Source organism: Sulfitobacter alexandrii (assembly GCF_001886735.1).
Taxonomy (GTDB): Bacteria; Pseudomonadota; Alphaproteobacteria; order Rhodobacterales; family Rhodobacteraceae; genus Sulfitobacter; species Sulfitobacter alexandrii.
This window is the reverse complement of the sequence record NZ_CP018076.1, coordinates 2,216,372-2,234,603: the sequence shown is the minus strand read 5'-3', so window position 1 is coordinate 2,234,603 and position 18,232 is coordinate 2,216,372. Positions and strand designations below refer to the sequence as shown.

Below are 18,232 nucleotides of genomic sequence, written 5' to 3'. Positions count from 1 at the left end.
GAGCGAGCCCATGACCGAGCAGAAGAAGAACACCGCTGGAAAAGCGGTCGAAGAGGTTGCCATCGACGGGGAAACCCCGGCAGAGCGCATCACAGGGCCCGCACGCTGGGTCGTCATCACCGGCACGTTGCTGTCTCTGGTGCTGGTGATCAACCAGCTGTTCAATACCCAGCTGTTCGGGCTGGTGCTGATCGAGGGGCGGTACCTCTATCTGCTCGGCGGGATTTTCCTCGCGCTGACCTTCCTGATCTTCCAGATGAGGGGCGGCAAGGGGGGCGTACCGTCGCTGCTGGACTGGGCGCTTTTCGCGGCCTCGCTTGCCTGCACCTGGTACCTGACACAGACGGCCCAGATGAACCTGTCGCAGGGCTGGGAATACGCGGCGCCGGAGACGGCGCAATACGTTTCCGTCGTCTTCTTCTTCCTGATACTCGAGGCGACACGCCGTGCGGGCGGTCTGATCCTGTTCCTGATCGTGACGCTGTTCGCCTTCTATCCCACGTTCGCAGGGCATGTGCCGGATCCCTTCTCGGGCTTCCAGAGCACGTTCATGCAGACGGTGCCGTATCACATCTATTCCGCCGAAAGCTCCTTCGGCATCCCGATGAAGGCCTTCGGCGGCGTCGTCATCGGCTTCATCCTTTTCGGGGCCGTGCTTCAGCGGACCGGCGGCGGGCAGTTCTTCAACGACCTCGCGCTCGGCATGGTCGGCGGCTACCGCGGCGGGGCCGCGAAGGTGTCGATCTTTGCCAGCGGCTTCATGGGGTCGATGTCGGGCTCCGTCATTTCCAACGTGCTGACGACCGGCGCCGTGTCGATCCCGGCGATGCGCCGCACCGGGTTCTCGGCCAAGACCGCCGCCGCGACCGAGGCCTGCGCGTCCACCGGCGGGGTGCTGATGCCACCGATCATGGGCGCCACGGCCTTCGTGATGGCGTCGTTCCTGTCGCGCCCCTACGTCGAGATCGCGCTCGCCGCCGCGATTCCCAGTATCCTCTATTACTGGAGCCTCTTTGCCCAGATCGACGCGTACTCGGCCAAGCGGGGCCTGCGCGGCCTGCCGAAGCCGGACCTGCCGCGCCTCAAGGAGGTGATGAAGGAAGGCTGGCCCTACATCTTCGTCTTCGCGCTGCTGCTCTACATGATGATCGTACTGCGGCAGGAATCCTCCGCTCCCTTCTACGCCACGGCGCTGCTGCTGGTGGTGAACCAGTTCCGCGCGCGCTTCCGCCTGAACGGCCAGCGGCTGGGCAACATGATCGTGGGCATCGGCATGGGGCTTGCCGAACTCACGGCCATCCTGCTGGGTGTCGGCCTGATCGTCGGCTCGTTCTCGGCCACTGGGCTGGCGGGCACGCTGGTCAACGAACTCGTCTTCCTTGCCGGCGACAATACGCTGGTGCTGCTGCTGATGGGGGCGCTTACCGCCTTCGTGTTCGGCATGGGGATGACCGTGACCGCCTGCTACATCTTCCTTGCCGTGGTGCTTGCACCCGCGCTCGAGGCGGGCGGGCTCAACCAGCTCGCCGTCCACCTGTTCATCCTCTACTGGGGCATGGTCAGCTATATCACGCCACCCGTCGCGCTGGGGGCCTTCGCGGCGTCGACCATGGCAGGGTCCAAGGCGATCCCGACGGGTTTCGAGGCGATGCGGCTTGGCGGGGTGATCTATATCGCGCCGTTCTTCTTCGTGCTGAATCCGGCACTGATCGGTCAGGCGCCGGCCATGGAAGTCGCCATCGCGCTGACCTGCGCACTGATCGGTGTCGCGCTGATCTCGGCCGCGTTGCAGGGCTACATCAGCCTTGTCGGGCCGGTGAAGGGCACCTTCGAACTGCCGTTGCGGATACTCCTCTTTATCGGCGGCGTCCTAATCGCCAAGCCGCATACCGACCTTCTGAACTGGGGATACGCCCTGTCGTTCGTCGTGGGCGCGGCGTTCTGCGCGCTGCCGATCCTGGTGGCATGGCGGGCCGGGTCTTCCGAATCCAGACCGGCCTGACCGCCATGATCGATATCCATCCGCCGTTCGGGGACACACCCCCCACCGAAACCATCGTCGCGAGAATTCGGGACAACGCCGCCCGCCATCCCGAGCGCCTTGCGCTGGTGTGCGGGGACCAGCGGCTTGGCTGGGGCGATTTCGACGCTCAGATCAACCGCGTCGCGAACCTGTTGCTGGGCATCGGTCTGGCCAAGGGCGACAACGTCGCGATTCTCTCGCCGAACTCGATCCCCTACGCGACGCTGTTCATGGGCGTACTTCGGGCGGGGGGCTGCGTCACGCCGCTGTCGTCCATGGCGTCGTCCGAAGCCCTGCGGAAAATGCTGGTGGACAGCGGCGCCAAGGCGATCTTCGTCGGGGAGACCTATCGCGATCTGCTGGACGGGTTCCTGCACGACATGGACATTCACCGCTACGCCATCGACTTCGAGGCGGACGGCTATGCCCCTTACGAAGCGGCGCTTGCCGCGGCCGACACCACCGATCCCATGGTGCCGGTCGAGATGAAGGATGCGTTCAACCTCATCTATTCCTCGGGCACCACCGGCACCCCCAAGGGGATCCTGCACAACCACGAGATGCGCGCCGCCCAGATGGACCGGGTGTCTCCCAACGGCTACGACGCGGAGGCACGCACGCTGCTGTCCACGCCGCTTTATTCGAACACCACCATCGTGTCCTTCGTGCCGACGCTGTTCGGCGGCTCCACCGTCTACCTGATGCCGAAATTCGACGCGCGCGGCTACCTCGAGATCGTCCAGCGGGAAAGGATCACCCACACCATGCTGGTCCCGGTGCAGTACAAGCGCATCATGGACCTGCCGGATTTCGACACCTTCGACCTGTCTTCGATGAAGATGAAATTCTCCACCTCGGCCCCCCTGCGCGCCGACGTGAAACGCGATGTGCTGGCCCGGTTCCCCGGCAAGCTGATCGAATATTACGGGCTGACCGAAGGGGGCGGCGTGACCGTTCTGGTGGCGGACGAACATCCCGACAAGCTGCACACCGTCGGCCTGCCGGCGCCGGGCAACGAGATACGGCTCATCGACGCGGCCGGCAGCGAAGTGGCGCCGGGCGAGGTAGGCGAGATCTGCGGTCGGGGCCCGACGATGATGGCCGGCTACTTCGGCCGCGACGACCTGACGGCGGATTACATCTGGCGCGATCCGGAGGGGCGCGTCTTCTTCCGGTCGGGCGACATGGGGTACCTCGACCCCGATGGCTACCTCGTGCTGTCGGACCGCAAGAAGGACATGATCATATCCGGCGGGCTGAACATCTACGCCAACGATCTGGAACTGGTGCTGCTCGACGATCCGGATGTGACCGACGCCGCCGTGATCGGCGTTCCCTCCGACGCCTGGGGCGAGACGCCCTTGGGCCTCGTCGTGCTGCGCGACGGCGCGGCACGCGGTGCCCCCGAGATCCTCGACCGGGCCAACGGCAGGCTGGGCAAGAGCCAGCGGCTGTCGGCGGTCGAACTGCGTGACAGCCTGCCGCGCAGCAGCATCGGAAAAATACTGAAGAAAGACTTGCGTGAGCCCTACTGGGCCGCAGAAAGGGAAAAGACGTGAAAGACGATCAGATGAACGGCGCGGAAAGCCTTGTCCATACGCTTCTGGCCAACGGGGTCGAGGTCTGCTTCACCAATCCCGGCACCTCCGAGATGCACTTCGTCGCCGCGCTCGATCATATTCCCGGCATGCGCTCCGTCCTGGCCCTGCAGGAGGGTGTCGCGACCGGCGCCGCCGACGGCTACTACCGGATGGCGCGGAAACCGGCCTCCACCCTGCTGCACCTCGGACCGGGCCTCGCCAACGGGCTGTCCAACCTGCACAACGCCAAGAAGGCGGGGTCGGGCGTGGTCAATATCGTCGGCGAACATGCGGCGAGCCACATCGAACTGGACGCACCGCTCACGTCGGATATCGAAGGGATCGCCCGTCCGGTGTCCCACTGGGTCCGGACCTCACCCTCCGCCGAAACGGTGGGCAAGGACGCGGCCGCGGCGGTCGAGGCGGCGATGACGGCGCCGGGGCAGATCGCGACGCTGATCCTGCCCAGTGACACCGCCTGGAACACCGGCGGCACCCCGGCGGAGGGGCGCGAGGCTCCCGCGCCGTCGCCTTTCGAGGAAGGCGCTCTCGACACCGCCGCGGCGGCACTGGACGGGCCGGAAACCCTTCTGCTGCTGGGCGGCACTGCGCTGACCGAGGAAAACCTCGAGACCGCTGGACGCATCGCGGCGAAAACCGGGTGCAAGATCTTGTCGGAATGGTCCAACGCGCGGATGGAGCGCGGGGCAGGGCGGGTCGCCGTCGGACGGGTGCCGTACCCCATCGACATCGCGCTCAAGGTGCTTGAGCCGTTCAAGCGGATCGTTCTCGTCGGGGCGCGGGCGCCCATCGGTTTCTTCGCCTATCCCGGCAAGCCCGCGGTCCTGACCCGCGAGGGCGCCGAGATCACGACCCTGGCAAAAGCCGGTGCCGACCTTGGCGGGGCGCTTTCCGCCCTGTGCACCACGCTGGGCGCGGAGCAGACGCCGCCCGCCGAGGTGGCCGAAGCGGACGTGCCGGAAGCGCCGACCGGGCCGCTCGACCTCGACAAGCTTGCGGCCTGCATCGCCCGGGCGATTCCGCGCGACGGGATCGTGGTGGACGAATCCGTGACCACCGGACGCGCCTTCTCGCCGGCCACGAAAGGGGCCGCGCCGCACACATGGCTGAACAACTGCGGCGGATCCATCGGCTATGGCCTTCCGACCGCCATCGGGGCGGCGGTGGCCTGCCCGGACCGGCGGGTGATGGCCCTGACCGGCGACGGCTCCGCGATGTACACGGTGCAGGCCCTCTGGACCATGGCGCGCGAGGAACTCGACATCACCACGCTGATCTTCGCGAACCGCAGCTACAAGATCCTGCGCGGCGAGTTGACCAACGTGGGCGTCGGCAATCCCGGCCCCCGTGCCATCGACATGCTCAGTCTCGACCGTCCCGCGCTGGACTGGGTCCAGATGGCGCACTCCATGGGCGTGGACGCGGTGCGGGTGACCGAATGCGAAGAACTCGAGGCCGCGCTGGCCGACGGGCTGAGCCGCAAGGGCCCGAGCCTGATCGAAGTGGTCATCTGACCGCCAGTCCGAACCGGGGCGCCGGAACCCGCGCCCCGGACCAGTCCCATCCGCTAGGCCGCAGCGCATGAATATTTAGAAGTCTGCTGAAAAATGGTGCCCCCACACGGACTCGAACCGCGGACCTACTGATTACAAATCAGTTGCTCTACCAGCTGAGCTATAGGGGCCTTCGCCTTTGGCGATGACGCGTGTCGGGGGTGGGCCCCGCAAGCGTGCGCGTTCTTTAAGGGATCGCGTTTCGCGATGCAAGCGCGTCGCAAGGGGCGGCGGAAAAATATTCGGGCGTATCGCGCCACCGGCGGCAGAGGCCCGAAGCGCGGCCATTTGCGGTTTTACACAAGTCGCCCAACGGGATAAGGAAAGGCGAAATCTGGAGAGTGCGACGGAACCACCATGCAGCTGATCTTGCACACAGGCGCCCATTACACCGAACAGGACAGGCTGATCAAATCGCTGATGCGCAACGCCCCGCAGTTGCGCGAACGGGGGGTGATGATTCCGCCCCCCGGCAATTACCGCAAGCTGGTGCGCGACACGTTGAACGCGATGCACCGCACCCCGGCAGGGCCCGAGGCGCGGGACGTGTTGCTGGACGTGATCCTCGAAGACGAGGACGCCGACCGGGTGATCCTGTCCGACCCGAATTTCTTCCGCACCGCGGGGACTGCCGTGCGGCAGGGCATGCTCTATCCCGATGCGGCGGCCCGGATGCGCAACATGGCGGACCTCTTTCCGGACGACGACCTGGAAATCTTTCTCGCCATCCGCAATCCCGCCGCGCTGCTGCCGGTCCTGCATTCCGTCGCCCTCGAAAAGTCGGACACCGCCTTCTGGGGGGGCAAGGGACCGATGGACGTGAAATGGTCCGACACGCTGTCGGCGATCCGTCAGGCCGCGCCGCGACTGCCGATCACCGTCTGGTGCAACGAGGACATGCCGCTGATCTGGTCCCAGATCATCCGCGAGATGGCGGGGCTGGAGCATCACGAGAAGATCGCGGGCGGTTTCGACCTCTTGGCGGCGATAATGAGCAAGGAAGGCATGCAGCGTTTCCGCGCTTACCTCGACAATCATCCCGGCATGTCCGAGATGCAGAAGCGCCGCGTGATCGGTGCCTTTCTCGACAAGTTCGCGCTCGAAGACGAGATCGAGGAAGAGCTGGACATGCCCGGCTGGACCGACGAACTGGTGGAGCAGATGACCGAGCTCTACGACGAGGACGTGCTGACCATCCAGCGCATTCCCGGGGTGACGATGGTCACGCCCTGAGGTCCGCTGCCAATTCGGTGATGACGTCGAAGGCGGTGTCGACATCCGCCGCGGTGGCGGTGAACGCGCCGGCCTGAAAACGGATCACCAGCACGCCGTCCACCCGCGTCTGCGTCAGGTAGATCCGTCCGTCGTCGTTGATCGCGTTCACGAGCCGTTGCGCCAGCGCGTCCGGATCGGCGCAGCCGGGCGGCACGTAGCGAAAGGTGAAAAGCGACAGCATCGGCGGCGTCACGATCTCGAAACCCGACGTTTCGGCCAGCCTGTGTGCCAGCCCTTCGGTCCAGGCGACGTGGTTGCGGATCATTGTTCGCAGGCCCTCGAGGCCATGGGCGCGGAGCAGGAACCAGAGCTTGAGCGCGCGGAACCTGCGCCCCAGCGGCACGGACCATTCGGAATAGTTGATGATTCCGTCCGCGCCGTGGGTCTTGAGGTATTCCGGCTGGATCGCCAGCGTCCGCACCAGCGTTGCCGGGTCGCGCAGGTAATGGGTGGTGCAGTCGAACTGCGCGCCCAGCCACTTGTGCGGGTTCAGGACGACGGAGTCCGCACGCTCGACCCCGGCCCAGATCGGCTGGAATTCGGGGCAGATCATGGCGGATCCGGCCCAGGCCGCGTCGACATGGGTGTAGAGCCCCTCTGCCTCGGCCACGTCCATCACGGCCGCGATATCGTCCGTCGCGCCCGCGCTGGTGCCACCGACACAGGCGATGATGCCCGCGGGCCGCAGACCCGCCGCGCGGTCGGCCGCGATCGCTTCACGCAAGGATGCGACATCCATCGCGCGGTTGGGCCCGCCCGACGGGATGCGCACCAGGTTTTCCTCGCCGATGCCGCTGATCCAGATCGCCCGGTCGATGGAGGTATGCACCTCCGCTGAGCAATAGATGCGCAGCGCGGGCTGCCCGCTCAGGCCGCTGCGGTTTCCTGCCCAGTCCAGCGTGCGCTCGCGCATGGCCAGCACCGCGCAGAGCGTGGCGGTGCTGGCGCTGTCCTGGATCACGCCGGAGTATCCCTCGGGCAGGCCGATGGCCTGGCGCATCCAGTCGCAGACACGCGTTTCCAGTTCGGTCGCCGCGGGAGAGGTCTGCCAGAGCATGCATTGGGCAGCGATGGCGCTGACGTAGTATTCGGCCAGTACCGATACGGGCGCTGCGTTCGCCGGGAAGTAGGCAAAGAAGCGGGGGTGCTGCCAATGGGTCATGCCGGGCAGGATCGTCTGCTCGAGATCGGCGAGAATGTCGTCGACGGGTTCCGCCGCGTCGGGCGGCGACAGCGGCAGCCGGGCCAGCACATCGCCCGGCCGGGACCGGGGGCGGACGGGCCGGTCACGAAGATCGCGGTGATAATCCGCCGCCCATTGCGCCGCGTCCGCGCCGCGCTTTCGGAAATCTTCCCAGTCCACCGTACCGCTCCCCTTTAACTTATCATGTTAAGTAATGGGCGGCGGAGGACGCGTCAACGGGAATGCCGTCAGTTCCGGATCAGCCGATGGGCCGCCGTGAGCCCGGCCAGCGCCATGCGACCGGCATCCGCCACGGTGGCCCCGGCGCCCTGGGCCTGAAGGGCGGCGGCGTAGAGGCGCGTATCCTCCGACGCGCCGACCAGTGCAAGGTTCTGACCCAGCCAGTACGGGCGGGCGGCCGACAGTTCCGCCCCGATCAGAAGCCCGGACAGGCGTGCAGGGCCGGCGCCGGGCGGCAGGGCCCCGGTCACCGCACCGGCGCGCAGCGCGCTCAGATGCGCGGCAAGCCGTTCCGGTCGGCTCAGGCTGTCCGACACCGCCTCGGCGAAGTCCGCCATGTCGATGCCGTCCGTTTCGGGGAACCGGGCAAGGCTCGACTGGCTGGACAACAGGTCGATCATTTCGCCGCTGAGAAAGCTCTGGAAACTCACGACCTCACCCGCGCTCACCTCGGCCCATGTGCTGGTCGGCCCGGTCAGGCAGATGACGCCGTCCCAGCCGGGGTTCAGGGCGAGGAAGCCGGCGATGCGGGTCTCCGCCCCCTGTGTCAGATCTGCGGGGGTCTTCCGGGCAAGGCCGGGCACCGCGTGAACGGCCCAGCCACGGTGGGCAACGGCCGAGAGCCTGTCGGGCAGAGGGGTGCAAGGCACCGGGCGCAGGGCCTCGCCACTTCCGTCCACCGGGCCGCAGATCACCACCGCCGTACCGTCGGGCACCATCCACTCGCCGGTGAGCGCATCGAGCGCGGGGCCCAGACCCCCGGCCGATGCCAGCGAAGCGTTCTTGTGCGCGGTAGCGATGGCGCTACCGCCCTTCATGGCCCAGGCCTGCAAGGCATCGGAACCGGCGTCCACGGCCACCCAATCGGGTCTGATCTCGTCTTGTGTCATGGGGCGACAATGCCGCAATCGGGGGCGGAGGGCCACTCGAATTCCGCGTCGGTTTCAGATGTCAATTTCCTTCAACCTTAAAATATTTTTGCTTGAAGCAAAAAGGGAAAGAGCATAGCCTTTCCCCAAAGCTTTGATGAGGGGATGTGACCATGCGTGCAATCTGTCTGGGCGGCGGTCCCGCCGGGCTGTATTTCGCCATCTCGGCCAAGTTGCGGGATCCGGACGCGGACATTACGGTGCTGGAGCGCAACAAGCCTGACGATACCTTCGGCTGGGGTGTGGTCCTGTCGGACGAGACATTGGCCAACCTCGAGGCGAACGACCCGGTATCGGCGCGCGAGATCCGCAGCCATTTCGCCTACTGGGACGATATGGCGCTGATCTACAAGGGGCAGAAGACCGTCAGTTCCGGCCACGGATTCTGCGGCATCGGGCGCAAGCAACTGCTCATCATCCTTCAGGCGCGCGCACGCGAGCTTGGCGTGAACCTGCAATTCGAGACCGAGGTGCAAAGCGCCTCCGCCTACATGGACGACTACGATCTCGTCGTCGCCTGCGACGGTCTCAATTCCAAGACGCGGCTGGAGTTCGAGGAAACGTTCAGGCCCGACATCGACGTGCGCAAGTGCCAGTTCCTCTGGCTTGGCACCCACCAGAAGTTCGATGACGCCTTCACCTTCATCTTCGAGAAGACGGATAAGGGCTGGCTTTGGGTTCACGCCTACCAGTTCGACAAGGACACGGCGACCTTCATCGTCGAATGTTCGCAGCAGACGTTCGACAACTACGGTTTCGGCGAGAAAACCCAGCAGGAGACCATCGCCATCTGCGAGGAAGTGTTCAAGGATCACCTTGACGGCCACGCCCTGATGACGAATGCCAACCATATTCGCGGATCAGCGTGGATCAGGTTCCCCCGCGTCCTGTGCGAAACATGGCACCACGAGAACGTCGTGCTTCTGGGGGATGCCGCGGCGACGGCGCATTTCTCGATCGGGTCGGGCACCAAGCTGGCGCTGGAATCGGCGATTTCGCTGGCCGATCACGTGCACGAAGAGCGTGACATCGCCAAGGCCTTCGAAAAGTACGAGGACGCGCGCCGGCTCGAGGTGCTGCGCCTGCAATCGGCGGCGCGCAACTCGCTCGAATGGTTCGAGGACGTGGAGCGGTATCTCGATCTCGACCCGGTGCAGCTGAACTACTCGATGCTGACCCGCAGCCAGCGCATCAGCCACGAAAACCTGCGCGCGCGCGATGCCAAATGGCTCGAAGGCGCGGAGCGGTGGTTCATGGAGCAGGCCGGCGCGGGCAGCAACGGCCCCGTTCGGGCGCCGATGTTCGCGCCCTTCCGCCTGCGCGACATGGAGCTTGCGAACCGCGTCGTGGTGTCGCCGATGGCGCAGTACAAGGCCGTGGACGGCTGCCCCACCGATTGGCACCTGATCCATTACGGCGAACGCGCCAAAGGCGGTGCGGGGCTGGTCTATACCGAGATGACCTGCGTCTCGCCCGAGGGGCGGATCACACCCGGATGCCCCGGTCTCTATGCGCCCGAGCATGAGGCCGCGTGGAAGCGGCTGACCACCTTCGTCCATGACGAGACCGACGCGAAAATCTGCTGCCAGATCGGCCATGCGGGACGCAAGGGGTCGACCCGGATCGGCTGGGAAGGCATGGACAAGCCGCTGAAAGACGGCAACTGGCCGCTGATTTCAGCCTCGGCGATACCGTGGTCGGAAGAAAACGCCACCCCCCGCGAGGCCAGCCGCGCGGACATGGACAGCGTGCGCGATGAATTCGTCGCCGCAGCCGAAATGGCGGATCGCGCGGGTTTCGACATGATCGAACTGCACGCGGCGCACGGCTATTTCATTTCGTCCTTCATCTCGCCGCTCAGCAACACGCGGCAGGATGAATACGGCGGCAGCCTCGAGAACCGCATGCGTTATCCGCTCGAGGTCTTCGAGGCGATGCGCGCGGCCTGGCCCGAGGAAAAGCCGATGTCGGTGCGCATCTCGGCCAATGACTGGTCGGGCGACGACGGCGTGACCCCCGAGGAGGCCGTTCGCATCGCCAAGATGTTCGAGGCGGCAGGGGCCGACATCATCGATGTGTCCGCCGGTCAGACCTCCACCACCGGCAAGCCGGTTTACGGCCGGATGTTCCAGACCCCGTTCAGTGACCGGATCCGCAACGAGGCGGGGATCAAGACCATGGCGGTGGGCAATATCTATGAAGCCGACCACGTGAACTCGATCCTGATGGCGGGCCGTGCCGATCTGGTCTGCCTGGCCCGACCGCATCTGGCCGATCCCTACTGGACACTTCACGCCGGTGCCGCGATCGGTGACCGCCACGCGAAATGGCCCAGACCCTACGAAGCCGGCCGGGATCAGGCATGGCGCCTCGCAGACCGGGCCGCGGAAGTGGAACAGGTATGACGGGCCATGTCATCGTCACCGGCGGGGGCAGCGGCGTAGGCGCGGAGATCGCCCATGCCGTGGCACGAAGCGGCGCGGCCGTCACCATCATGGGCCGCCGCGAGGGGCCGCTCAGGGAACAGGGGCTGCCCTTCCAGACCTGCGATGTCACCGATGCCGAGGCGGTCGGGGCGGCTTTCGCCGCTGCGCGCGATGCGCAGGGCCCGATCACCGGGGTCATCGCCAACGCGGGGGCCGCGCATTCGGCGCCGTTCCACAAGCTCGCTGCGCAGGACATGGCCGACATGATGGCGGTCAACGTCACCGGCGTGTTCAACGTCTGGCAGGCGGCGCTGCCCGACATGAAGGAAGCGGGCAAGGGGCGTCTGATCGCCATCGCATCCACAGCCGGGCTCAAGGGTTATCCCTATGTCGCAGGCTACGTCGCGGCCAAGCACGGTGTCGTGGGGCTGACCCGCGCGCTGGGGCTCGAACTGGCGCGGACGGGCATCACGGTCAACGCGATCTGTCCCGGCTTCATCGACACGCCTCTGCTGGCGCGCAGCGTCGACAACATCGTGCAATCCACCGGCAAGACCGAGGACGAGGCCCGCAAGATACTTGCCAGTGCCAGCCCGCAGAACCGCTTTGTCGAGACCGGCGAAGTGGCGGCGGCTGCAATGTACCTGTTGTCGGACGCGGCGGCGGCGGTGAACGGGCACGCCCTGTCGCTCTCGGGGGGCGAGGTATGACCGCCGCGAAGGACCGGGTGCGCCTCTGGCTGCGGCTGCTCAAGGTCGTCCGCGGGATCGAGCAGGAACTGCGCGAGAACCTGCGTCGCGAACACAATACCACCCTGCCGCGGTTCGACGTGATGTCGGCGCTGTCGCGCCACCCCGAGGGGCTCAAGATGAGCCAGCTCAGCGGCGTGCTTCGCGTCTCCAACGGCAACGTCACGGGGATCGCCGACAGGCTGAGCGAGGAGGGGCTGGTGGAACGCTCGCCCGTTCCCGGCGACCGCCGTGCCATCATGCTGCGCCTCACGCCGGCGGGCCAGAAGGAATTCGCCCGTCAGGCCCGTGCGCACGAGGACTGGATCGACACCCTGCTGGCCGGGGTCAGCCCGGCCGATGCCCGCGCGATGGCGGTACGGCTTCAAGCCTTTGCCGCCGCCGCCGAATTCAAGGAAAAGGAGACTGCTGATGCGCAGTGACGTGAAACATTTCATCTGCGAGATCGAGGACGGGATCGCCACCGTGCGGCTGGACCGGCCCGAGCGCAAGAACCCGCTGACCTTCGACAGCTACGCCGAGCTGCGCGACTGGTTCCGCGACCTTGCCTATGCCGACGACGTGGATGTGGTGATCTTCGGCTCCAACGGCGGCAACTTCAGCTCGGGCGGGGACGTGCACGAGATCATCGGCCCGCTCACCAAGATGAACATGAAGGAACTGTTGCAGTTCACCCGCATGACCGGCGATCTGGTCAAGGCGATGGTCAACTGCGGCAAGCCGATCGTCGCCGCCGTCGATGGCGTCTGCGCCGGGGCGGGGGCGATCATCTCCATGGCCTCCGACCTGCGGCTGGCAACAGCGGAGACCAAGACCGCGTTCCTGTTTACCCGCGTCGGCCTCGCAGGGTGCGACATGGGCGCCTGCGCGATCCTGCCCCGCATCATCGGCCAGACGCGGGCGGCGGAAATGCTCTACACCGGGCGCGCCATGACGGGCGAGGAGGGCGAGCGCTGGGGCTATTTTAACCGGCTCGTGACTTCCGATACGCTGGAGGACGAGGCGCGGGAAATGGCGAAGAAGATCCAGGCCGGGCCGAACTTCGCCCACATGATGACCAAGACGATGCTGGCGCAGGAATGGTCCATGTCCATCGAACAGGCCATCGAGGCCGAGGCGCAGGCGCAGGCGATCTGCATGCAGACCGGCGATTTCGAGCGGGCCTACAAGGCGTTCGTGGCCAAGGAACGCCCGGTTTTCGAAGGGAACTGAGTATGGCCAGCCGGGCATTTGAGTATTTTTGGCATAAAGAAGCGGGGGATGCGCATCATGTCTGACCGGAGTTTCCTGACCTGGCCGTTCTTCGAGGACCGGCATCGCGAGCTGGCGGATGCGCTGGACCAATGGGCCGGCGAGACGCTGGGCGACGTGGATCACAGCGATACCGATGCGGCCTGCCGCGACCTCGTGGCGCGGCTCGGGGCGGGCGGCTGGTTGCGCCACTCCGGCGCCGAGGGCGACGAGGTGCTGGACGTGCGCAGCCTGTGCCTGATCCGCGAGACGCTGGCCCGCCACGACGGGCTGGCCGATTTCGCCTTTGCCATGCAGGGGTTGGGAACCGGGGCGATCTCCCTTTTCGGGACGCCCGAGCAGCAGGCGGCCTGGCTGCCCAGGACCCGGTCGGGCGAGGCGATCTCGGCCTTTGCGCTGACCGAACCGCAATCGGGATCGGACGTGGCCAGCTCCACCATGACGGCGGAAACGGACGGCAACGGTTTCGTGCTGAACGGCCGCAAGACCTGGATTTCGAATGGCGGCATCGCGGATGTCTATACCGTCTTTGCACGGACCGGTGAGGCGCCGGGCGCGCGGGGGTTGTCCGCCTTCGTCGTGCCCGCCGATACGCCCGGCCTCGAGGTGGAAGAGCGGCTGGAGACCATCGCGCCACACCCCCTTGCGACGCTGCATTTCGACAATGTCAGGATACCGGGGTCGGCCCTGATCGGCGAAAGCGGCAAGGGTTTCGGCATCGCCATGTCCGTGCTGGATGTCTTCCGGTCCACCGTCGCGGCGGCGGCGCTCGGCTTTGCGCGCCGGGCGCTGGACGAGGCGATCGCGCGGGTTACCGCGCGCAAGGTGCAGGGCGCGCCCCTGGCCGACCTTCAGTTGGTACAGGGCCACATCGCGGACATGGCGGTGGACGTGGACGCCAGTGCCCTGCTGATCTACCGTGCCGCGTGGACCAAGGATTCCGGCGCGCCGCGCGTCACCCGCGAGGCGGCGATGGCCAAGCTCTTCGCCACGGATCATGCCCAGCAGGTCATCGACAAGGCCGTGCAGCTGCATGGCGGGGACGGGGTGCGGCATGGCCAGATGGTCGAGAGCCTCTACCGCGAAATTCGCGCGCTGCGCATCTACGAGGGCGCGTCGGACGTTCAGCGCGTCGTCATCGCGCGCCAGACACTGGGAGGATCATGACATGCTCGGCACTTCGGCCCATACCGATACCTTCACCCGCGACAACCTACCGGACCCGGCGGACTGGCCCGACTTCCTGCTGGAGGGTTTCGCCTATCCGGACCGGTTGAACGTCGGCGTGGAGCTGACGGATGCGATGGTGGAAAAGGGGTTCGGAGACCACACCGCGCTGATCGGGAACGGGCGGCGGCGCACCTACAAGGAACTGGCCGACTGGACCAACAAGCTGGCGCGTGCGCTGGTCGAAGACCTTGGCGTAAGGCCCGGAAATCGCGTGCTTATCCGGTCTGCCAACAACCCGGCGATGGTGGCCTGCTGGCTGGCTGCGACCAAGGCGGGCGCCGTGGTGGTGAACACCATGCCCATGCTGCGCGCGCGCGAGTTGGCGGCGATCGTGGACAAGGCCGAGATCAGCCACGCGCTGTGCGATACCCGGCTGATGGACGAGATGACGACCTGCGCCAAGACCTCCGATTTCCTCAGGACCGTCGTGGGGTTCGACGGCACGTCGAACCACGATGCGGAACTTGACCGGCTCGCGCTCGAGAAGCCGGTGAAGTTCGATGCGGTGGCGACCTCGGCCGACGACGTGGCGCTTCTGGGGTTCACGTCGGGCACCACCGGCAGCCCCAAGGCGACGATGCACTTTCACCGCGACCTGCTGATCATCGCGGACGGGTATGCGCGCGAAGTGCTGGGCGTCACGCCCGAGGATGTGTTCGTCGGCTCACCGCCGCTGGCCTTCACCTTTGGCCTGGGCGGGCTGGCGGTGTTCCCGCTGCGCTTCGGGGCGGCGGCGACCCTGCTGGAAACGGCAAGTCCGCCGAACATGATTGAAATCATTGAAAAATTCAATGCGACGGTCTGCTTCACCGCGCCCACCGCCTACCGCGCGATGTTGCAGGCGATGGAGGACGGCGCCGACCTCAGTTCGCTGCGTGCCGCCGTCAGCGCGGGAGAGACCCTGCCGGCGCCGGTCTATCACGACTGGAAGAAGAAGACCGGCAAGCCGATGCTGGACGGCATCGGCGCGACCGAGATGCTTCACATCTTCATCTCCAACCGGTTCGACGATCACAAGGCCGCCTGCACGGGCAAGCCGGTGACGGGGTACGAGGCCAGGGTGATCGACGAGGATGGCGCGGAAGTGCCGCGCGGAGAGGTCGGGCGACTGGCCGTGCGGGGCCCGACCGGCTGCCGCTACCTCGCCGACGACCGCCAGAAGGTCTATGTCAAGGATGGCTGGAACATCACGGGTGACAGTTTCTCGATGGACGAGAACGGCTATCTGCATTTCGCGGCCCGCAACGACGACATGATCATCTCGGCCGGGTACAATATCGCCGGCCCGGAGGTGGAGGCGGCGCTGCTGAGCCATCCGATGGTCAGCGAATGCGCGGTGGTTGCGGCCCCCGACGAGGCGCGCGGTGCCATCGTTCAGGCGCATGTGGTGCTGGTCGAGGGAGCGGCGGGGGATGCGAACATGGTCAAGCTGCTGCAGGATCACGTGAAGGCCGAAATCGCGCCTTACAAGTACCCCCGCGACATCCGTTTCGTCGATGAACTGCCGAAGACCGCGACCGGCAAGATCCAGCGTTTCGCCCTGCGGGAGAAGACATGAACGATTTCGACAGCGCCTCGGAAGGGGCGAAGATGGATTTCGCCAGGGACATGTCCTATGGCGATTACCTCGGACTGGACGGCATCCTGAGCGCGCAGCACCCGCTGAGCACGGCCCACGACGAGATGCTGTTCATCGTGCAGCACCAGACCTCGGAGCTGTGGATGCGTCTGGCGATCCACGAGTTGCAGGCCGCCCGCACGTCGATCCGCGAGGGCAGGCTTCAGCCGGCGTTCAAGATGCTGACGCGGGTTGCGCGCATTTTCGAGCAGCTCAATTCCGCCTGGGACGTGCTGCGCACGATGACGCCCAGCGAGTACACGGCGTTCCGGCCAAGCCTCGGGAACTCGAGCGGGTTCCAGTCGCACCAGTACCGGTTGGTGGAATACCTGCTCGGCAACCGCATCGGGGCGCTGATGAAGCTGCACCGGCACAAGGAAGGCGCCTATGCCGCGCTGAAGGCGGAGCTTGCGCAGCCGAGCCTCTATCAGGTGGCGATCGAGGCGGTCTGCGACCGGCTTGGGGTCCCGTCCTTGGCGGGCGGACCCGGCGAAGGCGACTGGCAGGCGGATCCGGCGGTTCAGGATCTGTGGCAGAAGATCTACGAAGATCCCGAAACCCACTGGGAACTCTATGAACTGGCCGAGAAACTGGTCGATCTGGAGGATTATTTCCGCCGCTGGCGGTTCAACCATGTCACCACGGTGGAGCGGATCATCGGGTTCAAGCGCGGCACCGGCGGCACCAGTGGCGTCGCCTATCTGCGCAAGATGCTCGAAGTGGAGCTGTTTCCCGAATTGTGGCACGTGAGAGGAGCCCTGTAAGTGGCTGATGTTTTGAGAAAAGAGCAATTTATCCTGCCCGAGGGCGTGATCTATCTGGACGGCAATTCGCTGGGGCCCATGCCGGTGAGTGTGCCCGCGCGGGTGTCTGGCGTCATGAACGAGGAATGGGCGCAGATGCTCATCCGGGGGTGGAACCAGGCGGGTTGGATGGCCATGCCGACGGAGGTGGGCGACGCCGTGGGACGGCTGATCGGCGCGCCGGCCGGATCCGTGGTGATGGGCGACACGCTGTCGATCAAGGTCTACCAGGCGCTCGCCGCTGCCGTGAAGATGCGGCCGGACAGGCGCGTCATCCTCAGCGACACGGGCAACTTCCCCAGCGATCTCTATATAGCGGAGGGGCTGGTCGGGTTGCTGGGCCAGGGCTACGAACTCAGGAAGGTCGCGCCGGAAGAGGTGGCGGACGCCATCGACGACAGCGTCGCCGTGGTCATGCTGACCGAGGTGGATTACCGGACTGGCCGCAAGCACGAGATGAAGCCGATGACGGAGGCCGCCCATGCGGCAGGCGCGGTCATGGTCTGGGATCTGGCCCATTCCGCCGGGGCGCTGCCGGTCGATCTGGCGGGGTCAAACTGCGAATTCGCGGTCGGCTGCACCTACAAGTACCTGAACGGAGGTCCGGGGGCGCCGGCGTTCATCTACGTCCGGCCCGATCTCGCGGATCAGGCGGAACCGGCTCTCAGCGGTTGGCTGGGGCACCGCGCGCCCTTCGACTTCGACCTCGACTATGCGCCCGGCAAGGGGATCGAACGCATGCGGGTCGGCACACCCCCGATCCTGCAGATGGCGGCGCTGCAGGAGGCGATGAAGGTCTGGGAAGGGGTCGACATGAACGATCTCAGGGCCGCGTCCGTCGAGCTTCAGGAACAGTTCATCGAGGAAGTCGAGAAGGCGGTGCCGCAGCTTACCCTCGCAAGCCCGCGCGACGCGGCCGTGCGCGGCAGCCAGGTGTCGTTCCGGTTCGAGCACGGCTACGCCGCCATGCAGGCCCTGATCCACCGCGGCGTGATCGGCGATTTCCGCGCGCCCGACATCATGCGTTTCGGCTTCACCCCGCTCTACCTTGACGCCGATGACGTGTCCGCCGCCGTGGCCATCATGCGCGACGTCATGGAAAACGAGCTTTGGGACGTCGATGCCTACAAGGTGCGCGGGCGCGTCACGTGAGCGTGCGCGACGTTTCCGGGATTGATTGGGGGCTGACGCTCGGCTAATCTTTCGGCGGGGCTGGCGATGGCGTCGCCGCCGGTACGCGCCGGAGATGCTCCTTTTCAGAACATCCTGAACGCCGGGATCTTGGTTTGCCGCAAGGCGGGATCGGGACAGGTGTGGCTTTCCGGTTCGGCAGCGGCCCGAACAGGAGACG

The 18,232-nt window shown here is 66.0% G+C and carries 14 protein-coding genes and 1 tRNA gene; 12 read left to right on the top strand and 3 right to left on the bottom strand.

Features of this window, described 5'->3' with window-relative positions:
- Positions 1-10: 10 nt before the first annotated feature.
- Genes BOO69_RS11015 through BOO69_RS11005 form a run of 3 tightly spaced genes read left to right on the top strand, consistent with a single transcriptional unit; the run spans position 11 to position 5,138 of the window.
- Positions 11-2,002 (top strand): TRAP transporter permease, encoded by a 1,992-nt coding sequence (locus BOO69_RS11015; protein WP_156874986.1) that lies wholly within the window; start codon positions 11-13, stop codon positions 2,000-2,002.
- Positions 2,003-2,007: 5 nt separating this feature from the next.
- Complete coding sequence (locus BOO69_RS11010) at positions 2,008-3,582, top strand: class I adenylate-forming enzyme family protein (RefSeq protein WP_071973775.1); 1,575 nt, start codon at positions 2,008-2,010, stop codon at positions 3,580-3,582.
- Between the two features lie 11 nt (positions 3,583-3,593).
- Positions 3,594-5,138 (top strand): acetolactate synthase large subunit, encoded by a 1,545-nt coding sequence (locus tag BOO69_RS11005; protein WP_071973774.1) that lies wholly within the window; start codon positions 3,594-3,596, stop codon positions 5,136-5,138.
- 94 nt (positions 5,139-5,232) lie between these two features.
- Here BOO69_RS11005 and BOO69_RS11000 read toward each other — a convergent pair.
- A tRNA-Thr gene (locus BOO69_RS11000) sits at positions 5,233-5,308 on the bottom strand.
- Between the two features lie 226 nt (positions 5,309-5,534).
- On the opposite strand from BOO69_RS11000, the gene BOO69_RS10995 reads away from it, so the two are divergent.
- Positions 5,535-6,410: a hypothetical protein gene (locus BOO69_RS10995; RefSeq protein ID WP_071972208.1), complete on the top strand. Its 876-nt coding sequence runs from the start codon at positions 5,535-5,537 to the stop codon at positions 6,408-6,410.
- On the opposite strand, the gene BOO69_RS10990 is transcribed toward BOO69_RS10995, so the two are convergent.
- Positions 6,400-7,815, bottom strand: a complete 1,416-nt coding sequence (locus tag BOO69_RS10990; RefSeq protein ID WP_071972207.1) for a pyridoxal phosphate-dependent decarboxylase family protein — start codon at positions 7,813-7,815, stop codon at positions 6,400-6,402. The two genes, BOO69_RS10995 and BOO69_RS10990, sit on opposite strands and share 11 nt — an antisense overlap.
- Positions 7,816-7,883: 68 nt before the next feature.
- A complete protein-coding gene (locus tag BOO69_RS10985) occupies positions 7,884-8,765 on the bottom strand; it encodes a 2-dehydro-3-deoxygalactonokinase (protein WP_071972206.1) in 882 nt (293 codons plus the stop codon).
- Positions 8,766-8,917: 152 nt separating this feature from the next.
- Between BOO69_RS10985 and BOO69_RS10980 the strand changes: the two genes are divergently transcribed.
- Genes BOO69_RS10980 through kynU form a run of 8 tightly spaced genes read left to right on the top strand, consistent with a single transcriptional unit; the run spans position 8,918 to position 18,033 of the window.
- Entirely contained in the window at positions 8,918-11,209 is a 2,292-nt protein-coding gene (locus BOO69_RS10980; RefSeq protein WP_071973773.1) for a bifunctional salicylyl-CoA 5-hydroxylase/oxidoreductase, read from the top strand.
- Entirely contained in the window at positions 11,206-11,940 is a 735-nt protein-coding gene (locus tag BOO69_RS10975; RefSeq protein WP_071972205.1) for an SDR family NAD(P)-dependent oxidoreductase, read from the top strand. The genes BOO69_RS10980 and BOO69_RS10975 overlap by 4 nt, the downstream gene beginning before the upstream one ends.
- Complete coding sequence (locus tag BOO69_RS10970; RefSeq protein ID WP_071972204.1) at positions 11,937-12,401, top strand: MarR family winged helix-turn-helix transcriptional regulator; 465 nt, start codon at positions 11,937-11,939, stop codon at positions 12,399-12,401. Before BOO69_RS10975 ends, BOO69_RS10970 begins: the two co-directional genes overlap by 4 nt.
- The gene (locus BOO69_RS10965) at positions 12,391-13,191 is read left to right on the top strand and encodes an enoyl-CoA hydratase family protein (protein WP_172839529.1); all 801 of its coding nucleotides are present in this window, start codon (positions 12,391-12,393) and stop codon (positions 13,189-13,191) included. The genes BOO69_RS10970 and BOO69_RS10965 overlap by 11 nt, the downstream gene beginning before the upstream one ends.
- Positions 13,192-13,248: 57 nt before the next feature.
- Positions 13,249-14,397 (top strand): acyl-CoA dehydrogenase family protein, encoded by a 1,149-nt coding sequence (locus tag BOO69_RS10960; RefSeq protein WP_071973771.1) that lies wholly within the window; start codon positions 13,249-13,251, stop codon positions 14,395-14,397.
- Position 14,398: 1 nt separating this feature from the next.
- Positions 14,399-16,018: an AMP-binding protein gene (locus tag BOO69_RS10955; RefSeq protein ID WP_071972203.1), complete on the top strand. Its 1,620-nt coding sequence runs from the start codon at positions 14,399-14,401 to the stop codon at positions 16,016-16,018.
- Positions 16,015-16,842, top strand: a complete 828-nt coding sequence (locus BOO69_RS10950) for a tryptophan 2,3-dioxygenase (RefSeq protein WP_071972202.1) — start codon at positions 16,015-16,017, stop codon at positions 16,840-16,842. The genes BOO69_RS10955 and BOO69_RS10950 overlap by 4 nt, the downstream gene beginning before the upstream one ends.
- Positions 16,843-18,033 carry a kynureninase gene (gene kynU, locus BOO69_RS10945; RefSeq protein WP_071972201.1) on the top strand — a complete coding sequence of 397 codons (1,191 nt, stop codon included), beginning with the start codon at positions 16,843-16,845 and terminating at the stop codon, positions 18,031-18,033.
- Positions 18,034-18,232 lie beyond the last annotated feature (199 nt).

Excerpts from the sequence above, each read along its gene's own strand:
- BOO69_RS10960 (WP_071973771.1), top strand. The coding sequence starts at position 13,249 with ATGTCTGACCGGAGTTTCCTGACCTGGCCGTTCTTCGAGGACCGGCAT.
- BOO69_RS10980 (WP_071973773.1), top strand. The coding sequence starts at position 8,918 with ATGCGTGCAATCTGTCTGGGCGGCGGTCCCGCCGGGCTGTATTTCGCC.
- BOO69_RS10995 (WP_071972208.1), top strand. The coding sequence starts at position 5,535 with ATGCAGCTGATCTTGCACACAGGCGCCCATTACACCGAACAGGACAGG.
- BOO69_RS11015 (WP_156874986.1), top strand. The coding sequence starts at position 11 with ATGACCGAGCAGAAGAAGAACACCGCTGGAAAAGCGGTCGAAGAGGTT.
- BOO69_RS10955 (WP_071972203.1), top strand. The coding sequence starts at position 14,399 with ATGCTCGGCACTTCGGCCCATACCGATACCTTCACCCGCGACAACCTA.
- BOO69_RS10985 (WP_071972206.1), bottom strand. The coding sequence starts at position 8,765 with ATGACACAAGACGAGATCAGACCCGATTGGGTGGCCGTGGACGCCGGT.
- BOO69_RS10950 (WP_071972202.1), top strand. The coding sequence starts at position 16,015 with ATGAACGATTTCGACAGCGCCTCGGAAGGGGCGAAGATGGATTTCGCC.
- BOO69_RS11005 (WP_071973774.1), top strand. The coding sequence starts at position 3,594 with ATGAACGGCGCGGAAAGCCTTGTCCATACGCTTCTGGCCAACGGGGTC.
- BOO69_RS10970 (WP_071972204.1), top strand. The coding sequence starts at position 11,937 with ATGACCGCCGCGAAGGACCGGGTGCGCCTCTGGCTGCGGCTGCTCAAG.
- BOO69_RS11010 (WP_071973775.1), top strand. The coding sequence starts at position 2,008 with ATGATCGATATCCATCCGCCGTTCGGGGACACACCCCCCACCGAAACC.
- BOO69_RS10975 (WP_071972205.1), top strand. The coding sequence starts at position 11,206 with ATGACGGGCCATGTCATCGTCACCGGCGGGGGCAGCGGCGTAGGCGCG.
- BOO69_RS10965 (WP_172839529.1), top strand. The coding sequence starts at position 12,391 with ATGCGCAGTGACGTGAAACATTTCATCTGCGAGATCGAGGACGGGATC.